At 64.0% G+C, this 20,875-nt stretch carries 18 protein-coding genes; 7 read left to right on the top strand and 11 right to left on the bottom strand.

What is annotated here, in order from left to right; genetic code table 11:
- Positions 1–451: 451 nt before the first annotated feature.
- Complete coding sequence (locus C493_RS17765; RefSeq protein ID WP_007260873.1) at positions 452–1,207, bottom strand: maleate cis-trans isomerase family protein; 756 nt, start codon at positions 1,205–1,207, stop codon at positions 452–454.
- Positions 1,208–1,445: 238 nt separating this feature from the next.
- On the opposite strand from C493_RS17765, the gene C493_RS17760 reads away from it, so the two are divergent.
- Both C493_RS17760 and C493_RS17755 read left to right on the top strand, forming a co-directional pair.
- Positions 1,446–2,027, top strand: coding sequence for a GNAT family N-acetyltransferase (locus C493_RS17760; protein ID WP_007260872.1), 582 nt, complete (start codon positions 1,446–1,448; stop codon positions 2,025–2,027).
- A 234-nt stretch (positions 2,028–2,261) separates the two neighbouring features.
- Positions 2,262–3,497 (top strand): FAD-dependent monooxygenase, encoded by a 1,236-nt coding sequence (locus C493_RS17755; protein WP_083912438.1) that lies wholly within the window; start codon positions 2,262–2,264, stop codon positions 3,495–3,497.
- Positions 3,498–3,665: 168 nt separating this feature from the next.
- Here C493_RS17755 and C493_RS17750 read toward each other — a convergent pair whose 3' ends face one another.
- Positions 3,666–3,989: a hypothetical protein gene (locus tag C493_RS17750; protein ID WP_007260870.1), complete on the bottom strand. Its 324-nt coding sequence runs from the start codon at positions 3,987–3,989 to the stop codon at positions 3,666–3,668.
- A 221-nt stretch (positions 3,990–4,210) separates the two neighbouring features.
- Here C493_RS17750 and C493_RS17740 point away from each other — a divergent pair, with 221 nt between their 5' ends.
- The 4 genes from C493_RS17740 to C493_RS17725 all read left to right on the top strand — a co-directional run bounded on the left by C493_RS17740 (position 4,211) and on the right by C493_RS17725 (position 7,693).
- Entirely contained in the window at positions 4,211–5,089 is an 879-nt protein-coding gene (locus C493_RS17740) for an SDR family oxidoreductase (protein WP_007260868.1), read from the top strand.
- Positions 5,090–5,182: 93 nt separating this feature from the next.
- The gene (locus C493_RS17735; protein ID WP_007260867.1) at positions 5,183–6,268 is read left to right on the top strand and encodes a cupin domain-containing protein; all 1,086 of its coding nucleotides are present in this window, start codon (positions 5,183–5,185) and stop codon (positions 6,266–6,268) included.
- Between the two features lie 143 nt (positions 6,269–6,411).
- Positions 6,412–6,594 (top strand): hypothetical protein, encoded by a 183-nt coding sequence (locus C493_RS17730; protein ID WP_007260866.1) that lies wholly within the window; start codon positions 6,412–6,414, stop codon positions 6,592–6,594.
- 220 nt (positions 6,595–6,814) lie between these two features.
- Positions 6,815–7,693, top strand: a complete 879-nt coding sequence (locus tag C493_RS17725) for a fumarylacetoacetate hydrolase family protein (protein ID WP_007260865.1) — start codon at positions 6,815–6,817, stop codon at positions 7,691–7,693.
- Between the two features lie 238 nt (positions 7,694–7,931).
- On the opposite strand, the gene C493_RS17720 is transcribed toward C493_RS17725, so the two are convergent.
- From C493_RS17720 to C493_RS17705, 4 genes are all read right to left on the bottom strand, one after another.
- Complete coding sequence (locus C493_RS17720; protein WP_007260864.1) at positions 7,932–8,651, bottom strand: acetate--CoA ligase family protein; 720 nt, start codon at positions 8,649–8,651, stop codon at positions 7,932–7,934.
- Positions 8,644–10,032 (bottom strand): acetate--CoA ligase family protein, encoded by a 1,389-nt coding sequence (locus C493_RS17715; RefSeq protein ID WP_049889459.1) that lies wholly within the window; start codon positions 10,030–10,032, stop codon positions 8,644–8,646. Before C493_RS17715 ends, C493_RS17720 begins: the two co-directional genes overlap by 8 nt.
- Positions 10,033–10,134: 102 nt before the next feature.
- Positions 10,135–10,761, bottom strand: a complete 627-nt coding sequence (locus tag C493_RS17710) for an MBL fold metallo-hydrolase (protein WP_007260862.1) — start codon at positions 10,759–10,761, stop codon at positions 10,135–10,137.
- 64 nt (positions 10,762–10,825) lie between these two features.
- Positions 10,826–12,376: a class I adenylate-forming enzyme family protein gene (locus C493_RS17705; protein WP_007260861.1), complete on the bottom strand. Its 1,551-nt coding sequence runs from the start codon at positions 12,374–12,376 to the stop codon at positions 10,826–10,828.
- Positions 12,377–12,664: 288 nt separating this feature from the next.
- On the opposite strand from C493_RS17705, the gene C493_RS17700 reads away from it, so the two are divergent.
- Positions 12,665–13,423 carry a UbiA family prenyltransferase gene (locus C493_RS17700; RefSeq protein WP_241430915.1) on the top strand — a complete coding sequence of 253 codons (759 nt, stop codon included), beginning with the start codon at positions 12,665–12,667 and terminating at the stop codon, positions 13,421–13,423.
- A gap of 512 nt (positions 13,424–13,935) precedes the next feature.
- Here C493_RS17700 and C493_RS17695 read toward each other — a convergent pair.
- From C493_RS17695 to C493_RS17675, 5 genes are all read right to left on the bottom strand, one after another.
- Positions 13,936–14,697, bottom strand: a complete 762-nt coding sequence (locus tag C493_RS17695) for an IclR family transcriptional regulator (RefSeq protein ID WP_007260859.1) — start codon at positions 14,695–14,697, stop codon at positions 13,936–13,938.
- A 705-nt stretch (positions 14,698–15,402) separates the two neighbouring features.
- Positions 15,403–17,025: a long-chain-fatty-acid--CoA ligase gene (locus tag C493_RS17690; RefSeq protein ID WP_007260858.1), complete on the bottom strand. Its 1,623-nt coding sequence runs from the start codon at positions 17,023–17,025 to the stop codon at positions 15,403–15,405.
- Positions 17,022–17,546, bottom strand: a complete 525-nt coding sequence (locus C493_RS17685) for a Zn-ribbon domain-containing OB-fold protein (RefSeq protein ID WP_007260857.1) — start codon at positions 17,544–17,546, stop codon at positions 17,022–17,024. The genes C493_RS17690 and C493_RS17685 overlap by 4 nt, the downstream gene beginning before the upstream one ends.
- Positions 17,547–17,595: 49 nt before the next feature.
- Positions 17,596–18,825 (bottom strand): thiolase C-terminal domain-containing protein, encoded by a 1,230-nt coding sequence (locus tag C493_RS17680; protein ID WP_007260856.1) that lies wholly within the window; start codon positions 18,823–18,825, stop codon positions 17,596–17,598.
- A 2-nt stretch (positions 18,826–18,827) separates the two neighbouring features.
- Positions 18,828–20,867 carry a 3-hydroxyacyl-CoA dehydrogenase/enoyl-CoA hydratase family protein gene (locus C493_RS17675; protein ID WP_049889458.1) on the bottom strand — a complete coding sequence of 680 codons (2,040 nt, stop codon included), beginning with the start codon at positions 20,865–20,867 and terminating at the stop codon, positions 18,828–18,830.
- Between the last annotated feature and the right edge of the window lie 8 nt (positions 20,868–20,875).

The following is a 20,875-nucleotide window of genomic DNA, read 5'->3' as shown; positions in this document are numbered from 1 at the left end:
CACATCAAATCGACGGGCGAACCGATCCGTTCAGCGACGGACGAGATGGCAACCGATTCCGTCTACGCAGTCGCTTTCGAGCCCGCGTCCGGCCGGCTGAGGTTCGATTTTCGACGGGACGGAACTGATGCGCCCGGTTTCTCGTGGTAACAACGTATTGGACCCTCATTTAGTTGGTAACTGAACGCTACACGGCACAGTTTCTGAACTCTCGTCGAGACCATACGTGTGTATGACTGTAAAAATTGGACGTTCATCGGCGACTTGGTCGATGGGGACCAGGGATAGTCACCCGTATGCCGGCTAATTATTACAATAATAAATTAACTATGGGTTTGGGTGGGTGGATGTAACTTATAATGGGAAAATAACGTCTGTTGTAATCCGCTATACGGGTTGTAACCGATTATCGGTCCGGACCGGCGTGCGTTTCGCCCTCACTGTTTCGCCGTCAGTCGAGTCCCCCGTCGAGGAGCCGTCCCGCGCTCGGAACCTGCGTGCTGAGGCCGAGCTCGTCGAATATTTCGTAGGTCGTTGCGGTCGCCGCCGAGAAGACGGGCAGGCCGAAGCGGTCCTCGGCGGCCTGAATCGAGACCAGCGACGGCATCTGGACGCACGAGGAGAGCACTAGCGCGTCGGCGTCGTCGGTGTCGAGTCCGTCGGCGATCTCGACGAGGTTTCGCTGATCGAGCTGTGCCACCTCGAGGTTGTCGGGACACTCGAGCGTCTCGTAGTCGACGACGTCGACGCCCGCGCTCTCGAAGTACTCGATCACCGTCTGCGTGAGCTCTTCGACGTAAGGGGCGATCAGGGCGACCTCCTCGACGTCCAGTCGCTCGAGCGCGCGGACGAGCGCGCCGGCGCTGGTGACGACGGGTGCCTCGGCGTCGTTCTCGGCGGTCCGTTGGCGGAGTTTCGCTTCGCTCTCTTCGTGGTAGCCCGGCCCCTGGGCCATGATGCCGATCAGACACGCGTACGCGAGCACGTCACAGTGTGCGTCCGAGAGCAGGGTCGCACACTCTTCGGACTGGGCGTCCATGCGCTCGAGTTCCTCCTGCGTGACGCTTTGCATCCGCATCCGACTCGAGTGGAACGTGAACGATTCGCCGAGGTGGTCGGGCCGCGCGTCGATCATCGCCGGAATCTCCGTCTCCATGGTGACGTTCGAACTCGGGACGATCAGGCCGACCCGGAAGCTATCGGTCATGGTCTGACCAGAGACACGGGATCGATCGGGTAAACCGTTCCGTCGGTTGCGACGCGTAAAACCGTCTTACCTGGGCTCTCGCCGAACGTGACCGTCCTCGCACCTCGAATCTGACCGCTGCGGTTTCCCGTGAACGAACCGGATCTCTCCGATCGTGACTGACAACTGTCGACGGTCTTCCCAGCGACTGGGCATTCTCGCCGGACTATTTTGCGGGAGACGCGAGGGACTAGCTACTATGGCATCGAACGCGTGTCGCGGCTGGGACAACTCCAACTGCGAGGGGACGAAGCACTGTCCGCCGCGCTGTCCCCGATATATCGACAAGACGGGTACCCCTGTCCTGATCCGTCCCTACGAAGACGATTCACTGGAGTCGCTGCTCGCGATGTACGACGCCGTCGAGACGTCGACGATGGCGCTCCCGCCCTCCGATCCCGACGCTCGCGAGACGTGGCTTCGACAGCTCACGGCCGACGGCTGGAATCTAGTCGCGATCTGTGACGACCGAATCGTGGGTCACGTCGCCGTCGCCCCCGCGAGCGCGTCGGAACCGGAGTTCGTGATTTTCGTCCACCCCGACTACCAGAACCGCGGCATCGGGACGGAACTGTTAGAGCACGTCGTCGCTCACGCTGCCGACCGAAATCACGAGGAACTCCACCTCAACGTCGCCCGAGAGCGCAAACAGGCGATCACCGTCTACGAGAAGGTCGGATTCGACGTCACCAGCACGAACGTCATGGACCTCGAGATGGCGCTCCCACTGGAGGAACCGCTCGTTACGCTCGTCCAGCGGCCGCCAGCGGACAGGGACTGACCGACCGTTGGCTTCCCCGTGTTGGCGCTCGTCACTACCTGTTCGCTGTGGGGAAACGCCCCGCGCGTCTGTCGGTCGCAGTCGACTATCTTCGAACTGTCAGGGGGGCTGTCGCTGTCTCCCTGGACGTGCACTGTAATACTACGAGAAATCTAGTCGAACAACGTCACATATAGAACGCCCATCGGTGGACGACCACAACTACTATGACACCGTGGTCCGTCACTGCCCACCATGAGCGGAAACACGACAGACAAGCCGGCTCTGGTCGCGGGCGCAGGACCAGTCGGCATGACCGCAGCACTGGCACTGAACGCGCGCGGAATCGACACGGCGATCCTCGAGGCGGAACCGGAAGACCGGGACCGAGACGGGAGCCGCGCGATTTACGTCCACGGTGCGACGCTGCGGACGTTCGAGCGCATCCACCCCGGCCTCGGCACGGACCTCGTCGAGGAAGGACTCGTCTGGCCGACCCGACGGACGCTGTACAAGGGCAAGGAAGTGTTCAACCGGACGTACGATTCCCCCGGCGGCTCCGGTGACATTCCGCACTTTACCAGCGTCCCGCAGGTCGTCACCGAACAGTACATGCTCGAGGCCCTCGAGGAGGCCGGCATCGAGATCCACTGGGAGTCCGAGGTCGTCTCCGTCGACTCCTCGCCGGACGGCGTCACTGTCGAGACCGGCGACGGTCGCGAGTGGGAGACGGAGTACCTGATCGGCGCGGACGGCGGCGGCTCGCAGGTTCGCAAGGAGATCGGCGCGAACTTCGAGGGCGACCAGTCCGAGAACGCCTTCATCATCGCTGACGTCGAGGACGAGGAGATCGACGACGACCACCCGGACCTCGAGCGCATGTTTCACTACGACGCGCCCGAGGCCGACGGTCGAAACGTGCTGCTGGTTCCGTTCACCGGCGGCTGGCGCCTCGACATCCAGTGTATCGGCGACGACGACCCCGAGGAACTCAGCGGCGAGGAGCAGATGCGAGAGTTCGTCCGCGACATCATGGGCGAGGAGTACGAGGACAAGCTGAAGTGGGTCTCGACGTACCACTTCCTGCAGGTTCAGGCCGACACGTTCATCGACGAACACCGGCGCGTCCTGCTCGCCGGCGAGGCCGCCCACCTGCTCGCGCCGTTTGGCGCCCGCGGGATGAACTCCGGCGTCCCCGACGCCGACGAGGCCGCATCGGCCATCTCGGTGGCGCTCGACGCGCAGACTGAAGCCGTCGCTCACGACGAAGTGGAACTGTTCGCCGCCCGCCGCGAGACGGCTGCCGAGTACAACATCGGCGCCGCCGGGCAGGCGCTCGAGTACCTCCAGGGCGACGACCCGGTGACGGTGCTCCGCAAGGAAGTCGCAGCGGAGATGTCCGACCACTTCGAGGTCGCCGGCGAGTGGCTCGACGACGCGCCGTACGGTCCCCACCAGGGCCCGCCGATCGTCTCGACCGGAAACTACTGAACCGGGCGGATCGCCGTTCGAACGCGCTTTTTCGATTCGGCTATCGACGGCCAGCCGTCGCTATCGCTCGCGGAACGGCGCTCACTCGAGCGCCGGCGAGACGACGCGCCGACGCGTTCGCTTCTCGTCGCAGCACACTTCGACGAATTCCGAAGGAAAAGCGGCTGTTCAGGCCAGGTCCAGTTGCTTGGCGACCCAGTGGTCGCGGCCGGCGAACACGAACTCCCGCTCGCTATCGAACTCGCTGTTCTCGGCGATGAACTCGTTCCACTCGCGGTGGGGGACCTTCTCGAGGTCCGCGGCCGAGTCGGCCTCGCTCGGGCTGGCTGCGACCAGTTCGTCGAAGCTCTCGAAGTCGGTCTTCGCCGCGACGAAGGCGTCGTCGAAGACCTCCTCGATGGGGATCGCTTCGTCTTCGTCGTAGACGTCATCTGCTGCCGGCAGATCGTCGTGTTTCGCTGCGACGTCCTCTAAGTCCGTCTCGAGTACCATACCCGTAGTTCGTACCAGGTCTATGTAAATCCATTCCATTTGTTGCCGGTCGTTGTAATCCGAATCGATGCGTCGCTCGACGTCGATCCGACGACGCGTAGCCAAATCGTGATTAGTCACGCGCTCGTACGGTGGCGCATGGTCGCACATCCCGACGCGGAAACGCACGACGAACGGACGACCGCCGACTGCAATCGCTCGAGTACGGACGGAGGTGAGCCATGACGGCGCCGGCGTACCTCGTCGTCGGCGGCGCACACGGCCTCGGCGAGGCGACTGCGCGCGAACTCGCGCAAGACGGCGCCAACGTCGTCGTCTCCGATCTGGGAACGACGGTCGACGGCTCGGGATCGGACCCGGATGCGGCCGAGGAAACCGCCGCAGCGATCGACGCTGAGGTCGACGACGCTACCGCGGTCGCCCACTTCGGCGACGCGGCCGACGCCGACGACGCCGCGGCGGCGATCGAGACCGCACTCGAGTCGTTCGACCGACTCGACGGGATCGCGAACTTCGCGGGCATCCTGCGCGACGGCATGTCGTGGTCGCTCTCCGACGAGGAGTGGGACGACGTCGTTCGAACGCACCTTCGGAGTAATTTCACACTGCTTCGCAGCGCCGTAACGCACTGGCGCGACGTGGACGACGACTCCGAACGGTCGTTTCTGGCGGTTAGCTCGAGGGGCGCGCTCGGCAACGTCGGCCAGCTCGCCTACGCGAGCGCGAACGCCGGGATTCTGGGGTTCGTCCGCGCGGCTTCGTCGGAACTGGACCGGCAGAATGTTCGCGTCAACGCGCTCGTTCCCAACGGCTACACGCGCATGACCGAGTCGGTACCGGAGGAACACCGCCCGTACACGCGCGAGGAGATGCCTCCCGAGAAGGTCGCGCCCGCCGCGGCGTATCTGCTGAGCGAGGCGGCAGACGACGTCACCGGCGTCACCGTGACGGCGCGAGGCGACGAGATCGGGATCCTCTCGGAGCCACGGCAGATCCGAACCGCCGTCGCCGAAGACGGGTGGGACGTCGACGCGGTCGACGAGGCCTTCGACGCGATGACGGACGGCTACGAGACGACGCGGACTGAGACGTTCCTGTAGCGGCCCTCGCTTCCCGCGGCAGATCTCGACGCGGGCTCCTTCGCTGCGGGACTCTCCAACACACTTATGATGATTCTTGCCGAAAATACCACTATGGCTCAGCAGGACCCCGAAGAGCGTATAGAACTGACTTCGGAGACTCGAGACCTTCTCGAGGAGAACGACCTTCGGCCGCTGTGGGAAGTCGAGAAGACGATGGGGAACGTCTACGACGACCTGCAGCCGGACATCTGGAAGTGGGCGGACATCAAGGAGACGATCGACAACGTCGAGGAGGACATGCCGATCGAGGAGCTCCCGCCGGGATTCCAGCGCCGGGTCGCCGTCCCGATCAACACCGGGATGGAGAACGCGATCTCGAACACGATCTACCTCGGCGTCCAGACCGTCTCGCCCGGTGAGACGGCCCCCTCGCACCGCCACGGGGCCAACGCCCTGCGCTTTACCATCGACGGCCACGAGGACATGAAAACCGTCGTCGCGGGCGAGGAGTTCCCGATGGAGAACAACGACCTGATCACGACGCCACAGTGGGAGTGGCACGACCACGTCAACGACTCCGACGAGACGGCGATGTGGCTCGACGTCCTCGACCTGCCGCTCGTGCTCGACTCGCTGAACTCCTCGAACGTCTTCGAGAACCACGAACTCGAGCGCCAGCCCGTCACCAAGACCCAGGGCTACTGGGACTCCCAGTTCGGCCAGGCCCGTCCGGCCGACGAGTCGAAAGACGACGGCATTCCGGGGCCGTTCGAGGGCATCCGTGACCCGACGCCGCCACACCGCTTCAGCTGGGAGGAGACCGTCCGGACGCTGCGCCAGCGCGCGGACAACAACACGCCGGACCCCTACGACGGCTACAGCATGGCCTACGTCAACCCGACCAACGGCCAGCCGCCGCTGTTCCCGACGATGTCGTTTCGCGCCCAGTTGCTCCAGGAGGCCACCGAGACCCACTTCCACAACGCCACCGAGGTCTACTTCGTCATCGAGGGCGAGGGCGCGACCCACGTCGGCGACGAAACGCTCGAGTGGAGCCAGTGGGACATCTTCGTGGTCCCGCCGAACGAACTCCACAGCCACGAGCCCGACGGCGAGGAAGCGATCCTGCTCGGCATGACCGACCGACCGGTGTTCGAGGCGTTCAATTTCTACGCCGAATCGGCGCCCAGCGAGTAACGCCGACCGTCGCCGCCCGCTTCGCGGTCGACCGCGCCGTCGCCGTTTTTGGTGTTCGGGTTCGACCTCGAGTCGCCACGCCGAACCGGCGAGAACGGCGACATGGGGAATACTTTATTGATCGGAAGCCGTATCGTACGCGTATGGCAGAGTTCGAGAACCCCTACGCCGAGCACAGTCCGTTCGTCCGGGCACACTTCGACTGTCTGGACTGTGGCGGCAAACTCTGGGAGTACGCGATCGACAAACAGATGGTGTGTGAAGACTGTCGCAGCGTCTTCGACTCGGCGGACGTCTTCGATGATCAGATCGCTGCCGGCGACTGAGACGGGCTGCTGTACCGATACCTTACACGGCCCAGGGTGGTCGCGGTCGTGTCGGAACGGAGGTCAGTCGTCCGTCCGTCTGAACGCGGCCGCCGTGTCGCTTCTCGGGCGCTCGTTGCCGGCCCGGCGAGACGTCTCCGCGCACGAAACCTTCACTATTTTTTCGACACCCGCGACCGAGAGAGGATGATTTATGTGGTCGGATCGCGGTGTTGCTATCATGCGACTCGTCAGATTCAACGACGATCGACTCGGGCTCTTGACCGACGACGACGGCATCGTCGACGTCACCGACGACCTCGGTCTCGAGACGAACGACCCGCTCAAGGAGTACGCTCGCAAGGACCTCGACGCGAGCGAGTACGCGGACGACGACCCCGACTACGACCGCGAGGAGGTCACCATCGAGTCCCCCGTCCGCCGGCCCGGTAAGGTCATCGCCGCGCCGCTGAACTACGAGAACCACGTCGAAGAGGCCCTCGCCGACAAGGACATCGTCACCGAGGAGTGGTTCACCATCGAGGACAAGGGTTACTTCCTCAAGGCCCCCTCGAGCGTCGCCGGTCCCGAGGACGGCATCGAACTGCCCTTCAACGACCGCCGCGTCGACCACGAGATCGAACTCGCCTTCGTCATGGGCGAAGACGTCAAAGACATCGACGCCGACGACGTCTGGGACGCCGTGCTCGGCTACACGATCCTGCTCGACGTCTCCGTCCGCGGCGACCAGGACCGCTCGAACCGCAAGTCCTACGACACGTTCACCATTATCGGCCCCTGCGTCACGACGGCCGACGAGTTCGAGGACCCCCACGACCTCGAGATGGAACTCCAGCTCAACGGCGAGACCAAACAGCAACAGAACACCGGCGGCATGATCTACAGCTGCGCCGACATCGTCGAGTACGCCTCCATCGGCGCGACGATCGAGGCCGGCGACGTCATCACTACCGGGACGCCCGAGGGCGTCAGCCCGCTTTCCGACGGCGACACCATCGAGGCCGAGATCGAAGACGTCGGCGCCATGACCGTCGAGGTCTCCGAGCGCGACGTCGCCTTCGAGGACGTCGACGTCGAGAAGAGCCAGAAGGACGAGTAAGGCTCCACGCTTCGTTCACGCCGAATTTTCTTCGCAGTACGGTCACCAACTGAGCGACACAGCAGTGCGAACCGTCCCGCGCGTCTCGTTTTTCACGTCTCTCTCGTCTCTTTGCTTTCCGATAGGTCTCGAGAACTCGAGGGCAGTCGCTCTCTTTTCCTCCGCTCCGCTCTCGAGCGAGTCTCGTAGTAAACAAGCGGTCGCTCCGCGGAAACGGACTCGATGGTAGCAGTGTTCGTCAGTCGTCGTCGAGCGAGACGAGCGCGTCGAGCGCTACCGCTCGATCCGACTCTGCCAGCAGCGGATTGATCTCGATCTCGCGGATCGACTCGTGCTCGTCGAGGACGTCGCCGACGGCGACGATCGCCTCGGCGACCGCCTCGCGATCGACCGCCGGGGAGCCGCGGTAGCCGTCGAACAGCGGCGACGCCTCGAGTTCGCGGGTCATCTCGACGGCTTCCGCGGTCGAGACCGGCGCGATTCGGTGGCTCGTATCCTGGAGCACCTCGACGGTGATCCCACCGAGGCCGACGAGGACGGTCGGGCCGAACGACGGATCGCGCGTTCCGCCGACGATGACCTCGAGGCCGGCCTCGAGGTCGGCCCCTTCCTCGACGAGCACCGAGGCGTCGATCCCCGCACCGTTGGCGGCGTCGAAGATGTCCGCCGCGGCCGTCCGTACTGATTCGGGGTTCTCGAGGCCGACGGCGACGCCGACGCCGCCGCCCCACTCGCTTTTGTGCTGGACCGACGGGGCGGAGACCTTTGCGACCACGGGGTAGCCGATCTCCTCTGCGGCCTCGACGGCCGCCTCCGGCGAGTCGACCGTCTCGTGGTCGGGAACCGACAGGCCCCGCTCGGCGAGCAGCCCCTTCGCTTCGGCTTCGGTCAGCGCGGTTCGTTGCTCGTCGCGGGCGGTCTCGAGGACGCTGCGTCCGATTCCTGATATGTCAGTCATCGGCGCTCACCTCCTCGCCGGCGACGACCGCGTCTGGCTCGGCGTTTCGCTTCGCGTATTGGACGAGCGCACTGACGGCGTCGGCCGCACGCTCGGGGGCCGTGAACGTCGGAATCCCGATCGCCTCGAGTTCGGCCAACTCCTCGGTGATGATCTCTCGAGGGCCGCCGCTGGCGAAGACGATCGGTTTGTCGACGTCGTCGACGAGTCCCTCGAGGTCGTCGGTCGGATAGCCGAGGCCGCCTTCGTAGAGTTCGTAGACGAGGACGATGTCGACGTTCTCGTCGCGGGCGACGGCGTCGACGACTTCCCCGAACTCCGGCATGGGACGGCCGGTGTCGACCGGGTTCGCCGAGAACGTGATGCCGGGGAGGATCTCCTCGACGATCTCCTGGGTCTCTTCGGTGAGCGACGGAAGGGTCGCGCCCGCGGCCTTGAGGCGGTCGGTGATGGCGATCCCCGGGCCGGCCTGTGCGGTGACGACGCCGACGTTGGGGCCGTCGGGTCGCGGACTCGAGGCCAGTGCGGTGCCGGCGTCGAGGAGTTCGGTCGACGAGCGGACCGTCGGAACGCCGTACTGGGCGAAGCCGGCCTCGTACAGTTCGTACTCGCCCGTCAGCGCGCCCGTGTGCGATTCGGCGAAGTCGCCGACGTCCTGCTCGCCGACGTTGTAGGCGACGACCGGGGTCTCGACGCGCTGGCAGGTCTCGAGGAGGCCGCGACCGTCGTCGGTCCCCTCGACGTGGAGGATGATCGAATCCGTCTTCGGATCGGTGTCGAAGTACTCGATGGCCTCCTCGAAGCCGACGTTGGCGCGATTGCCGAGGCCGACCATCGCGGAGACGCCGACGCCCTCGTTTTCCGCCTGGAAGGCGATCGCGTAAGCGAGGCCGCCGCTCTGGGCGACGACCGCGACGTTGCCGGACGGAATGGTGTCGATGTCGGTTGCGAACGTCGCGTACAGTTGCTCCTCGGGGACGAGAAAGCCGCTCGTGTTCGGCCCGAGCAAGGCGACGTCGCCCTCGGTCGCGGCGTCGACGAGTCGGTCCTGCAGTTCTTGCCCTTCGGGTCCGGCCTCGCCGAAGCCGCCGGCGAAGATGACTGCGCCGCCAATATCCGCCTCGCCGCACTCTTCGATCACGTCCGGGACGACCGGCGCCGGAACGCAACACAGCGCCAGATCGACGTCACCGTCGATTTCGGTCACGGCGGAGACGAACTCGCGGTCGAAGACCGACCCCGATGCGGACGGGTTGACCGGGTACACCGGCCCGTCGAACTCGATTACGTTCTGCATGGCTTCGTAGCCGATTTTCCCCGGGGTCGCGGAGGCGCCAACGACCGCGATACCGTCGGGGTTGAACAAGTCACTCACTGACATACCGAGGGTATTGTTCGAACTCGGTGAAAGCGTTTTCCCAACTGATCGATTCTCCGACGTGGCAACTGATTCATCGTCCGACCTTTCCGCGGCGATCGTTCCCTACGGCTTGCCCGCGAAGTCGACGAAGTCGGCCAGCTTGTCGAACGCACCCGAGCGCACCGACGAGCCGTGAAAGACCAGGCCGGCGTCGAACTCGTACTCGAGGAGTCGCTCGAGATTCTCGTCGGCGGCGGCGACGTCCTCGGAGAAGAACGCCGTCGGGAGCACGAAGTACCCCGCCGGCAGTCCGCGGGCGTCCGACCCGAAGACGGCGTCGCCCAGCACGGCATAGCCGGCATCCTCGTCGATCAACACGTGGTGTTCGGAGGCGTGGCCCGGGACGTGGGCGGCCGTGTACGGCCCGATCCCGTCGCCGTCGCCGAAGTACTCGTCGACGAGGGCGTCGTCGACGTCGTCCGTCCCCTCCGGAACGAACGTTTCGACGTCGTATCGCTCCGTAACCGCCTCGAGGCCGCCGACGTGGTCGACGTCACCGTGGGTGATGATCACGCGTTCGGGCTCGAGGCCGATCGCCTCGATCGCCTCGAACAGCGCGTCCGTCGTGTCCGGCAGTCCCGTGTCGACCAGCGTCGGCACGTCGGCGTCGACGAAGAAGGCGCGATACCGGGCATCCCCGTCGTCCTGTACCGTAATGTCGTACACGCTCGGTAGGATCTCGGTGTACATCGGTACCACACTACCAGCAGCGAGAAGATAAAGATGCTGACCGCGACGGTGGACGGTCTCGATCCTACTCGGCGAAGTACTCGAGGTGGACGGTCTCTCGTTCGATGGTCCCCGTATCGGTTCGTGGCAGCGAGCCCTCGATCACGACCACGTACTCGCGCGGCCGCTTGAAGTCCGCGAGTTCGTCGTGGTCCTTGCAGAACTGATCCAGGTCGTCCTCGCAGAGCCCGTCGTCTTCGGTACAGACGACGCAGGCGACGCGGTGGCCCCACTCCTCGTCCTCGAGGCCGAGCACGACGGCTTCGTCGACGCCGTCGTGGGTCTCGATCGCCTCCTCGACTTCCTCGGGATAGATGTTCTCGCCGCCGCTGACGATCATATTGTCGACGCGGCCGGTGATGTAGAGGAAGCCGTCCTCGTCGACCTCGGCGACGTCGCCGGTTCGGACCCACTCGTCTTCGACGAGCAACCAGTCGGTCTCCTCGGGGCGGTCCATGTAGCCGTTGCAGGTTCCGGGTCCGCGGACGAGTATTTCGCCCGATTCCCCCGGATCGACGGTCGCGTTCGGATCCGGATCTTCGTCCGGCTCGGCGGCCTCGACGACGCGCACCTCCGAGACGAACGATTCCTTGCCGATCGAACCCGTGTGCTCGTCCTGTACCCACGGGTGGGCGAAGGTCAGGTTCGGACCGCCTTCGGTCAGCCCGTAGGTGTTGTAGACGCCGCGGGTCAGGTGCTCGGCGGCCTTTTCGACGAGCGCTTCCGTGACGATCGAACCGCCGGTCCGGATATACGAGAGCGTCTCGATGTCGTACTCGTTTTCGCGCTGGCAGTCGGCGAGCGCGTGGAGCTGGGTCGGGACGGCGAGCGCGCCCGTCGCGTCGTGTTCGTCGACGAGCTGGAGCGCCTCGTCGGGGTCGAAATCGGACTGGACGACCAGCGTCGCGCCGGCCTGAATGTGGGGCAGGATCCAGGCGTCACACGTCACCATGTGATACCACGGCGTCGTGACCAGCGCCGTATCCGTCTCGTCGATCCCCATCTCCATGATGACCTGGGTGCTCCCGTGCCAGAGCTGTTCCTGATCGAAGAGCACGGCCTTCGGCGTACTCGTCGTGCCGCTGGTGTAGAAGACGCCGTGTTCGTGGTCGGGATGAGTCTCGACGGCGTCTGTCGAGGCGTCCGAGAGAACGACGTCGTAGGGTTCGACGGCGTCGTGTTCGATCGACCGCTCCCCAGCGTGGATCCCCACGTCGATCTCCGTTCGATCGAGGACCTCGAGGGCCTTCTCCGCGTTCGCGTCGTCGAAGACGAGGAGGGACGCATCGGTCGGCTCGAGCATCGCGACCAGCCCGCCCGGACTGTCGCGGAACGGAAGCTGTACGTTGCCGATCCCGCGTTTCTGACTCGCGATCATCGTCTCGATCGCGGCCGGCCCGTTGATAGCGAGCGTGGCCACCCGCTGCTCCGGCACGCGCTCGTCTATGGCATTCGCGAGTCGAGTAGTGCGATCGTCAAGATCCTCGTATGTCATCGACCGTCCGTCGTCGGAGACGATCGCCGTGTCCGACCCGTGCCGTCGAACGGTTCGAGTGAAGGTATCGACGAAATTCATACAGACTATGTGTGGTGGCCGTTAGCGAGGGTAATAACGATTGTGGAACACACCCTCATTCGGCGGGCGTTTACGAGTCACATCAGCCGTGGGTCGGTCCCGAGTCCCGACGCTCTTCGGGCATCGATACTCGAGACTCGAGCGTCGTCGACGGGCACATTGATATGCCGCGGGACGGTACGAACCCGCGTGCACGAACGGTCGTTGTCGCCTCGAGCGCGGACTGAACGGCGGGTCCGCGGACTCTGGACCCACGTTCAGCCCGTCTTTTTACTCCCGGGGGCGGCGATGTCCGTATTCGGGGCCGGACTCGCCGCGGCGTTCGCGCTCGGGCCGGCGGCCGTCCACGCGTTCGCGGTCTGTCTCGCGGTCTACGTCGCGCACCTGAAAGACGGCTACGTCGACTACTACGTCCGCGGCGAAGACGAGACGAATCCGCTCGAGCCGGCGGAGATCCGGACTGCGATGGGCGTCTCGGCGGCGGTGTTCGGTCTCTGTCTTCTGGCGCTGTGGTTCGTCTCCGGGCCGATAGCCGTCGCCCTCACGGCACCGCTGCTCGCGTTCGGCTACTTTCACGCACCGCAACTGGATACCCACCCCGTCACCGGAACCGCCGACTATCCGATCGGAATCGCTCTCGCGACGGCCGGCGGCTACGCCGCACAGACGGGAACCGTCGGTGCCACGATCGTCGCCGTCTGCCTCGTGTTCGGGTTCCTCCTCGCTGCGATCAACGTCATGCTCGATCGGACCGATTACGACCACGACCGTCGCGTCCCAAAGCGGACGCTCCCGGTCGCGCTCGGCCCCGCTCGAGCCCTTCGCGTCGCCTGGACACTCGTCTCGATCAGTCTCGGTCTTCTGGTGTTCTCGAGTGCGATCGGCGTCCTCCCCTCGAGTGCGGTGCTCGCGGGAGTCGTCCCCGCCGCGGTTTCGATCGGTAGTCTCGTTCGGCCGCCGGATCCCGAGCGCCTCGTGGGGCTGTTCATCGGCGCGACGTACCTCTTCGGCGCGATTTTGTTTCTCTCGATTCGCATCGTCGGCTGATGGGCCTGCTGTACCGACCTGCCGGCGTCACCGCAGATCGGTCGGCCGTCGCGCCGAATCGAGCGCCGACGATTCGGTTGCTGCTCGCGGGCCCCGGGTTATCCTCGCCGTCGACGCGATCGGTTCATCTCGAGCAGTGAGGTATCGTCTACCTCGAACAGCAGCATGCCGTTCTCCATTGGCGAACGCAGTTCGTACGAATCCAGTATCTCTGCGACAACTTTCACACAAATCAGTAATACCGAATACCGATATTTAGATAGCTCTCTCGAGACGAGTTCCATTCGAATGTTGATTCGGATCTGCGATTAAAATCCAACACAGTCTGGAACATACAATCTCTTGTTTCGCCCTGGCGAACCAATCCTTTCTCCGAAACTAACTCCGACTGTTCGTCCGGTATTCGTCTCCTGTCGACAGCGCGGCCGCGGTCGGATACGGTTGTCGGCGCCTCGTGTCCTGTCGCCGTACTCACGGCGGGTTCGCCGCTGTAGTACGATCGGATCCCGTTTTCACGTCCCGTACCGATACTTGATCGTGATCGAATCGATCGTCCCTCGCAGTTCCTGTAAGAGTTCGGTCTGATAGGCCTCGTCCTGGATGCGCCCCGTCGGCCCCGCGATACCGACTGCTCCCTCGAGTCGCCCGTCGATTTCGATCGGTGCGCCGATCAGGCCCATTCCCTGAACCTGCTGGTCCCAGTCGACGGCGTAGCCGCGCTCGCGGACGACCTCGAGTTCCGCGCGCAGTTGTGCTTCGTCGGTGATCGTCGCCGACGTCAGCGCGGTGAGCCCCTGAGTTTCGAGAATCTCGTCCACCCGCTCCGGCGGGAGGTTGGCGAGGATCGCTTTCCCGGTCGCGTTCGAGTGAAGCGGGGTGATCATCCCGGAGTAGATCCCGAGCTCGAGGGAGCGGTCGCCGGTATCCTTGTGGAGGATGACCGACTGCCCGGCTTCTTCAATGACCAGGGTCACGAGCTCGCCGGTCTCCATCGCGAGGTCTCGAAGCTTCGCCTCGGAGGCTTGAAAGAGACTATTCCGGTGTTTGATCCGCGAGCCGGTCGAGAGAAACTGGTGGCTGAGTCGGTACTCCCCGTCCTCGTTGACGACGTAGCCCGTCTCCTCGAGCGTCCGGAGGTAAACGTGTGCCGTGCTCTTTGGCATATCCATCCGTCTCGCGACGGCGGAGGGGCCGGCGCCGTTTACTTCCCAGAGGACGGTCAACACGTCGAAGGCGTTGAGAACGGAGGACATCGGTGGCGTGGCATCGCTCATACTCGATGATCGACGCCCGTGGTCTTAAATCGTCCGATTATATCAGACGTCGATATCGGTGAGGATTGCTAGTACTCGATAATCGCGTCTGCCAACAGAACACGATTAGGCCGTCACTTCTGCGCCCTTGGTGTTTACAACCGTATTCATGTAATGGATGGTTATCGATCGGTGAAACCTCCTCGCTGATCGCTTTCCGTCTATTACTCTTGGATGATTATTTGGAGCCAGCCGAATCAGCCTCTGTGATCAGTATTGGATGTGACAGTGGACGCTGTCATCTGACTGTCTTATCGAATAGTGTAGTCGCTGACCGTCACTGCAGACCTGATCACTGGAGGTCGTTTCGGTGACCATTATAGTGCTACACACGCCCGAGAATACCGTAGTGAGTGTTACAGACATTTTCTCTCTGTCTTTTGCTCGAATCGTCTATCATGTTTAGACGGGTGCAGTTGGCATACGAGTTCACGACGACGTTCTTCTGGCGTACCCTGCGACGCTGACCGCCGGTTCGCTGCAGTCTATCGTGAACCGCCTCAGAGTCAAATGGTTCGAGACTCCTGTCATCACGGAATTCGAAGATTTCCGTACGATCTCGAGGCACTTGGCTTGCTCCTTCCGTCGGTCGGCCGACTCGTTTGTATCTAGAAACACCGATAGCCAAAAACGAGACGCGTCAAGCTAGCCTCGTTGTCGGTACCGCTACTCGTCGACCGGCAGGATTCCGTGTTCGGACTTGAACTCGTCGCGAAGCACCTTCTTGTCGAACTTGCCGGTCGTCGTCTTCGGAATCGACTCGACGAAGACGATTTCGTCCGGGAGCCACCACTTCGGGAACCGCTCGAGGAGGAGGGCTTTCAGTTCGTCCTCGGTCGTGTCGCCGCGTTTGACGACGTAGGCGACCGGCCGTTCGTCCCACTTCTCGTGTTCCATGTTGATCACCGTCGCCTCCTCGACGGCGTCGTGGGACATCAGTTCGTTTTCGAGTTCGAGCGAGGAGATCCACTCCCCGCCGCTTTTGATCACGTCGTCCAGCCGGTCGACGACCTCGAGGTAGCCGTACTCGTCGATGACGCCGACGTCGCCGGTCTTGAACCAGTTGTCCTCGGTAAAGGAGGCCTCGGTCTCCTCGGGGCGGGCGAAGTACTCGTCGATGAGCCACGGGGACCGGGCCTGGATCTCGCCGGTCGACTCGCCGTCGTGAGGGACCGGCTCGCCGTCGGGGGTCCGCAGTCGAATCTGCACGCCGGGAGCGGGGATCCCGGGTTTCATCTGCTGTTGGTAGCGCTCGCTCTCGGGGAGTTCCGCGACCTCCGTGGTCGTCATCGTGTTGACGAGGTGGGGCGCCGCCTCGGTCATCCCGTAGCCCTGGTGGATCGGCGCGTCGATTTCCTTGTCGAACTTCTCCATGAGCCACTCCGGCGGCGAGGTGCCGCCGATGAGGACGCGGTCGAGCGACTCGAGTTCGATCTCCTCGTTCTCGTCGTAGTACTGGGCCATGTCCAGCCAGACCGTCGTCACGGCGGCGGTGACGGTCACCTCCTCGCGGTCGATGAGGTGGGCGATCCCCTCGGCGTGGGTGTTCTCGCCGGGCAGGACGAGCTTCGACCCCGAGAGCGTCGCCGAGTAGGGGAGTCCCCAGCCGTTGACGTGGTACATCGGCACGACGGGCATCACGGCGTCGTTCTCGCCGATCTCGAAGACGTCGACGTGGCCGTGGGTGAGGGTGTGGAGGTAGAGATCCCGGTGGGTGTAGGCGGCCCCTTTCGGCAGCCCGGTCGTCCCGGAGGTGTAACAGATCCCCGCCTCGTCGTCCTCGTCGAGCGTCGGCCAGTCGTAGTCGGTGTCCTGGCCCTCGAGGAGGTCCTCGTAGGCGACGACCGGCTCGAGGTCCGTCTCGGGCACCTCGTCGTCGAGGACGACGTAGTGTTCGACCGTCTCGAACTCGTCGGCGACGCTCTCGACGGTGTCGACGAACTGCGGATCGACGAAGACGACCTCGTCCTCGGCCTCGTTGACGATCTCGATGAGGTGCTCCTCGGGGAGCATGTGGTTCGTCATGTGGATGCTCCGGCCGCTGCACGAGGGGCCGAAGTACAGCTCGTAGTGGCGGTAGTGGTTGATCGCCATCACCGACACGCGCGAGCCGTCGTCGACGCCGAGCTCGTCTAAGGCGTTGGCCAGCTGGCAGATGCGGTCGTACGCCTCGTCGTAGGTGTACCGGTGGGTCGTTCCGTCGGGCAGTTCCGAGACGATCTCCTTGTGTCCGAACAGATCAGTGGCCCGCTCGAGCATGATCTGTAGCGTGAGTTCGTAATCTTTCATTGGGAATCACCGTCGGTCGTAGTGTCGGTCGCTTCGAATCGGTAGAAGACGCGTTCCTCGTCGGTCGGGCCGTCGATCTCGACGATCTTCAGCGAGACGGAATCGCCGATCTCGAGGTCGCTGTAGGCCGCACCGTCGACCCGGCCCGACAGTCGCACGGGGCCGAGGTCGACGACGGCGACGACGTACGGTACTTCGTGTTCGCTGAGGCCGATGGGCAGTCCGCCCCGGACTTCAGAGAAGGCGAACAGTTCGCCCTCGTGGGGGAGGTCGACGTACTCGAGGTCGTCGCCGGTACACTCGGGACAGACGATCCGCGGCGGGAAGTGGATCTCGTCGCAGTCCCGACACTGTGTCGTCGTCAACTGTCCGTCCCGAAGGTTGTCGTAGAACTCGTGGATCTGGGTCTGGTCTTCGGTCTGGAGTTCGTAGAAGTCGAGCATTCGGGGGAACTCGACCTCGTTGGGCACCGAGACGCGCTCGCGTTCGGCGTCGCCGTCGTTAGTGTCTGAATCAGTCATTGTGGATCACGGTCTAAGACCATCACGCTGTGGACCGAGCCGCTGCCGCTCAAATTGTGGATGAGGCCGGTCGTGGGGTCGTCNGTGGATCACGGTCTAAGACCATCACGCTGTGGACCGAGCCGCTGCCGCTCAAATTGTGGATGAGGCCGGTCGTGGGGTCGTCTCCCTGCCGATCGCGCTCGACGTCGCCCTGGAACTGGCGGGTGACCTCGAGGGCCTGGGAGACGCCGGTGGCGCCGAGCGGGTGGCCACAGCCCAACAGACCGCCGCGGGTGTTGACGGCGACGTCGCCGTCGATGTGGCTGCGACCGTCCTCGATGAACTGACCGCCTTCGCCGCGTTCGCAGAATCCGAGCTCTTCGTACTCGATGATCTCGCTGATCGAGAAACAGTCGTGGGTCTCGGCGATATCGATCTCCTCGAGGGGGTCCTCGATGCCGGCCTGCTCGTAGGCGTTCTGTGATGCTTTCCGCGCCTGCGGCCAGCCCGAGAACGACGGCAGGTTGTTGATCGAGTTGCCCGCCATCGAGGACTGGCCGCTGCCGGTGATCCAGGCGGCGGTGTCGGTGACCTCGCGGGCTTTCTCCTCGCTCATGAGGATCACGCCCGTCGCGCCGTCGGTGATCCCGCTGCAGTCGTAGAGATGGAGCGGCGGGGCGATCTTCGGCGACTCCGTGACGTCCTCGGGGTCGATCTCCGAGCGGTACTGCGCGAAGTCGGTTTTCGCGGCGTGACTCTTGTTTTTGGCGGCGACCAGCGAGAGCTGTTCGCGGGTCGTACCGTGTTCGTGCATGTGTCGCTGGGCGTACCACGCGAAGAAGGGTGGCGCGGAGAGGCCGTTGACACCGTCGAACTCGCGGTCCAAGACGTTCGCCATCGAGGACTGCATCTCGGGCATGTGTTCGCGCCCGAGGTTCATCTTCTCGACACCGAGGACGAGCGCGGTGTCGAGCTGTCCGGCGGCGATGGCCAGCCAGGCGTATCGCAGCGCGGCCTGGCCGCTGGCGCAGGCCAGTTCGGTCCGGGCGGTCATTTCGGTGACTTCGATACCGAGTAGCTCCGCGACCATCGGGGCGACGTGTGACTGGTAGGAGAAGCGTTCCGGCTGAACTGCGCCGACGAACAGCCCTTCGATATCGTCGGGCCCGACGCCGGGGACGGCGTCGAACGTTGCCTTCCCGCCCTCTTGTGCAAGGTCCTTCCAGGTTGCATCCCGCTCGCCCCACTCCGAGGTGCCGCCGCCGACGATGGCGACGTTACGCGTCGTAGCTGGCACGATTACTCACCCTGAAAGTCGGGTTCGCGGTTCTGTCTGAACGCCGTGACGCCCTCGAGCATGTCGTCGGTGGTCGCGAGCACGGCGAAAGCCTGTTTCTCCATCCCGAGAGCGGCCTCGAGGCTGGCTTCCTGGCCGTCCTGGATGACCTGTTTGGCGGCCTTGAGTGCGACCGGCGGGCCGGAGACGAGGTCGTCGACGATGTCGCCGACGAGGTCNTCCTGGCCGTCCTGGATGACCTGTTTGGCGGCCTTGAGTGCGACCGGCGGGCCGGAGACGAGGTCGTCGACGATGTCGCCGACGAGGTCCTCGAACTCGTCGTCGGGGACGGCGTGGTTGACGATGCCCCACTCCTCAGCCTTGTTCGCGTCGAACTGGAGGCCGCGGTAGACCATCTCCTTGGTCTTGGCCTCGCCGACGAGACGGACGAGACGCTGGGTGGCGCCGCCGCCGGGGATCACGCCGAGGTTGGTCTCGGGGGTGCCGATCGTGGAGTTCTCGGTGGCGACGCGGATGTCGCAGGCCAGGGCGAGTTCGATGCCGGCGCCGAGACAGAAGCCGTCGATCTTCGCGACCGTCGGTCGTGGGAACTCGTAGACGGTCTGGAACATCTCGTCGACGTCCGCGATCTCGGCGGGATCGTTGGCGGTGAAGCCGGTGATGTCCGCGCCGGAACTGAACGCTTTGTCGCCGGCGCCGGTGAAGACGACGCAGGCGACCTCGTCGACGTCGACGTCCGTCAGGAGTCGGTCGATCTCCATGAACATATCGTCGGACATCGAGTTCATCCGCTCCTGTCGGTCGAGTTCGATCTCGAGGACGCTGTCGTCGTCGATCTCCCAGTTGATGTAATGGTAGGGCGGGTCGACGCGGTAGTCGTAGAACCCCTTGCCGGCGTCTTCGCCGGTCCAGCCCTCCTCGACGAGTTCGACGAGGTAGTCGGCTGGCTCGTATCGTTCCGCGTCGTACTCCTCGTACAGCGACTCGAGTTTCTCGAGGACGATATCGAGGCCGAGGCGGTCGCCGCGCCGGCACATCCCTTCGGGGAAGCTGCCGCCGAGACGGAGTCCGATGTCGATCTCCTCGGGCGTGGCGACGTCGTTGCCGACGAGCCAGGCGGCCTTGTTGATCATCACCGCTTCCGTACGGAGGGCATCGTAGTTGCCGGCGTCTTCGGGTTCGTAGTCGACGCCGTCTCCGTCCTCGTAGTCGTAGAAGCCCTTGCCGCTTTTCTTGCCGAGGTTGTCGTTTTCGACCTTCTCCTCGACGACCGGTGGGACCGGCTGGTTGGACTCGGCACGGAAGTGATAGCCGATGTCGATGCCGCCGAAGTCGTTGAGTTCGAACGGCCCCATCGGGTAGCCTCGTTCGTAGACCATCGACGCGTCGGCTTCCTGAACGGTGGTCTCGTCGTTCGAGAGCATCCACGCCGCTTCCTCCATGAACGGAACGAGGACGGTGTTGACGACGAAGCCGTGAACGTCCTTGCGGACGTAGATCGGCGTTTTATCGACGGACTGGACCCACTCGTAGGCGGTTTCGGCCGTCTCGTCACTCGTCGCCTCGCCGTAGGTGACCTCGACGAGGTCCATCTTCACCGGCGGGTTGAAAAAGTGCAGGCCGACGACCTGGTCCGGTCGATCGGTCGCCGACGCGATGTCCGAAATCGAGAGACTCGAGGTGTTCGACGCCAAAATGGCGTGGTCGGGGGCGTGCTCGTCGACCGTGCTGAAGGTGTCTTCCTTGATCTCGATCTGTTCCGGGACGGCCTCGATAACCAGGTCCGCGTCGGAGACGGCCTCGGCGAGATCCGTCGTCGTCTCGACTCGCTCGAGAACGGCTTCCGCGGACTCGTCGATCTGGCCTTTTTCAGCGAGTTTTTCGACGCTCCATTCGATGTCGTCGTAGCCGTCCTGGACGAACTCCTCCTCGATGTCGCGCATCGTCACGTCGTAGCCACCGATCGCGGCGACCTCCGCGATACCGTGGCCCATACTTCCGGCTCCGAGGACTGCTACACGCTGTACGCTGTCGACTGTCATCACGAAGT

This window comes from Natronolimnohabitans innermongolicus JCM 12255, assembly GCF_000337215.1.
In the GTDB taxonomy this organism is placed as follows: Archaea; Halobacteriota; Halobacteria; order Halobacteriales; family Natrialbaceae; genus Natronolimnohabitans; species Natronolimnohabitans innermongolicus.
The sequence above is the reverse complement of the archived record's forward strand: the minus strand, read 5'-3'. Positions and strand labels throughout refer to the sequence as shown.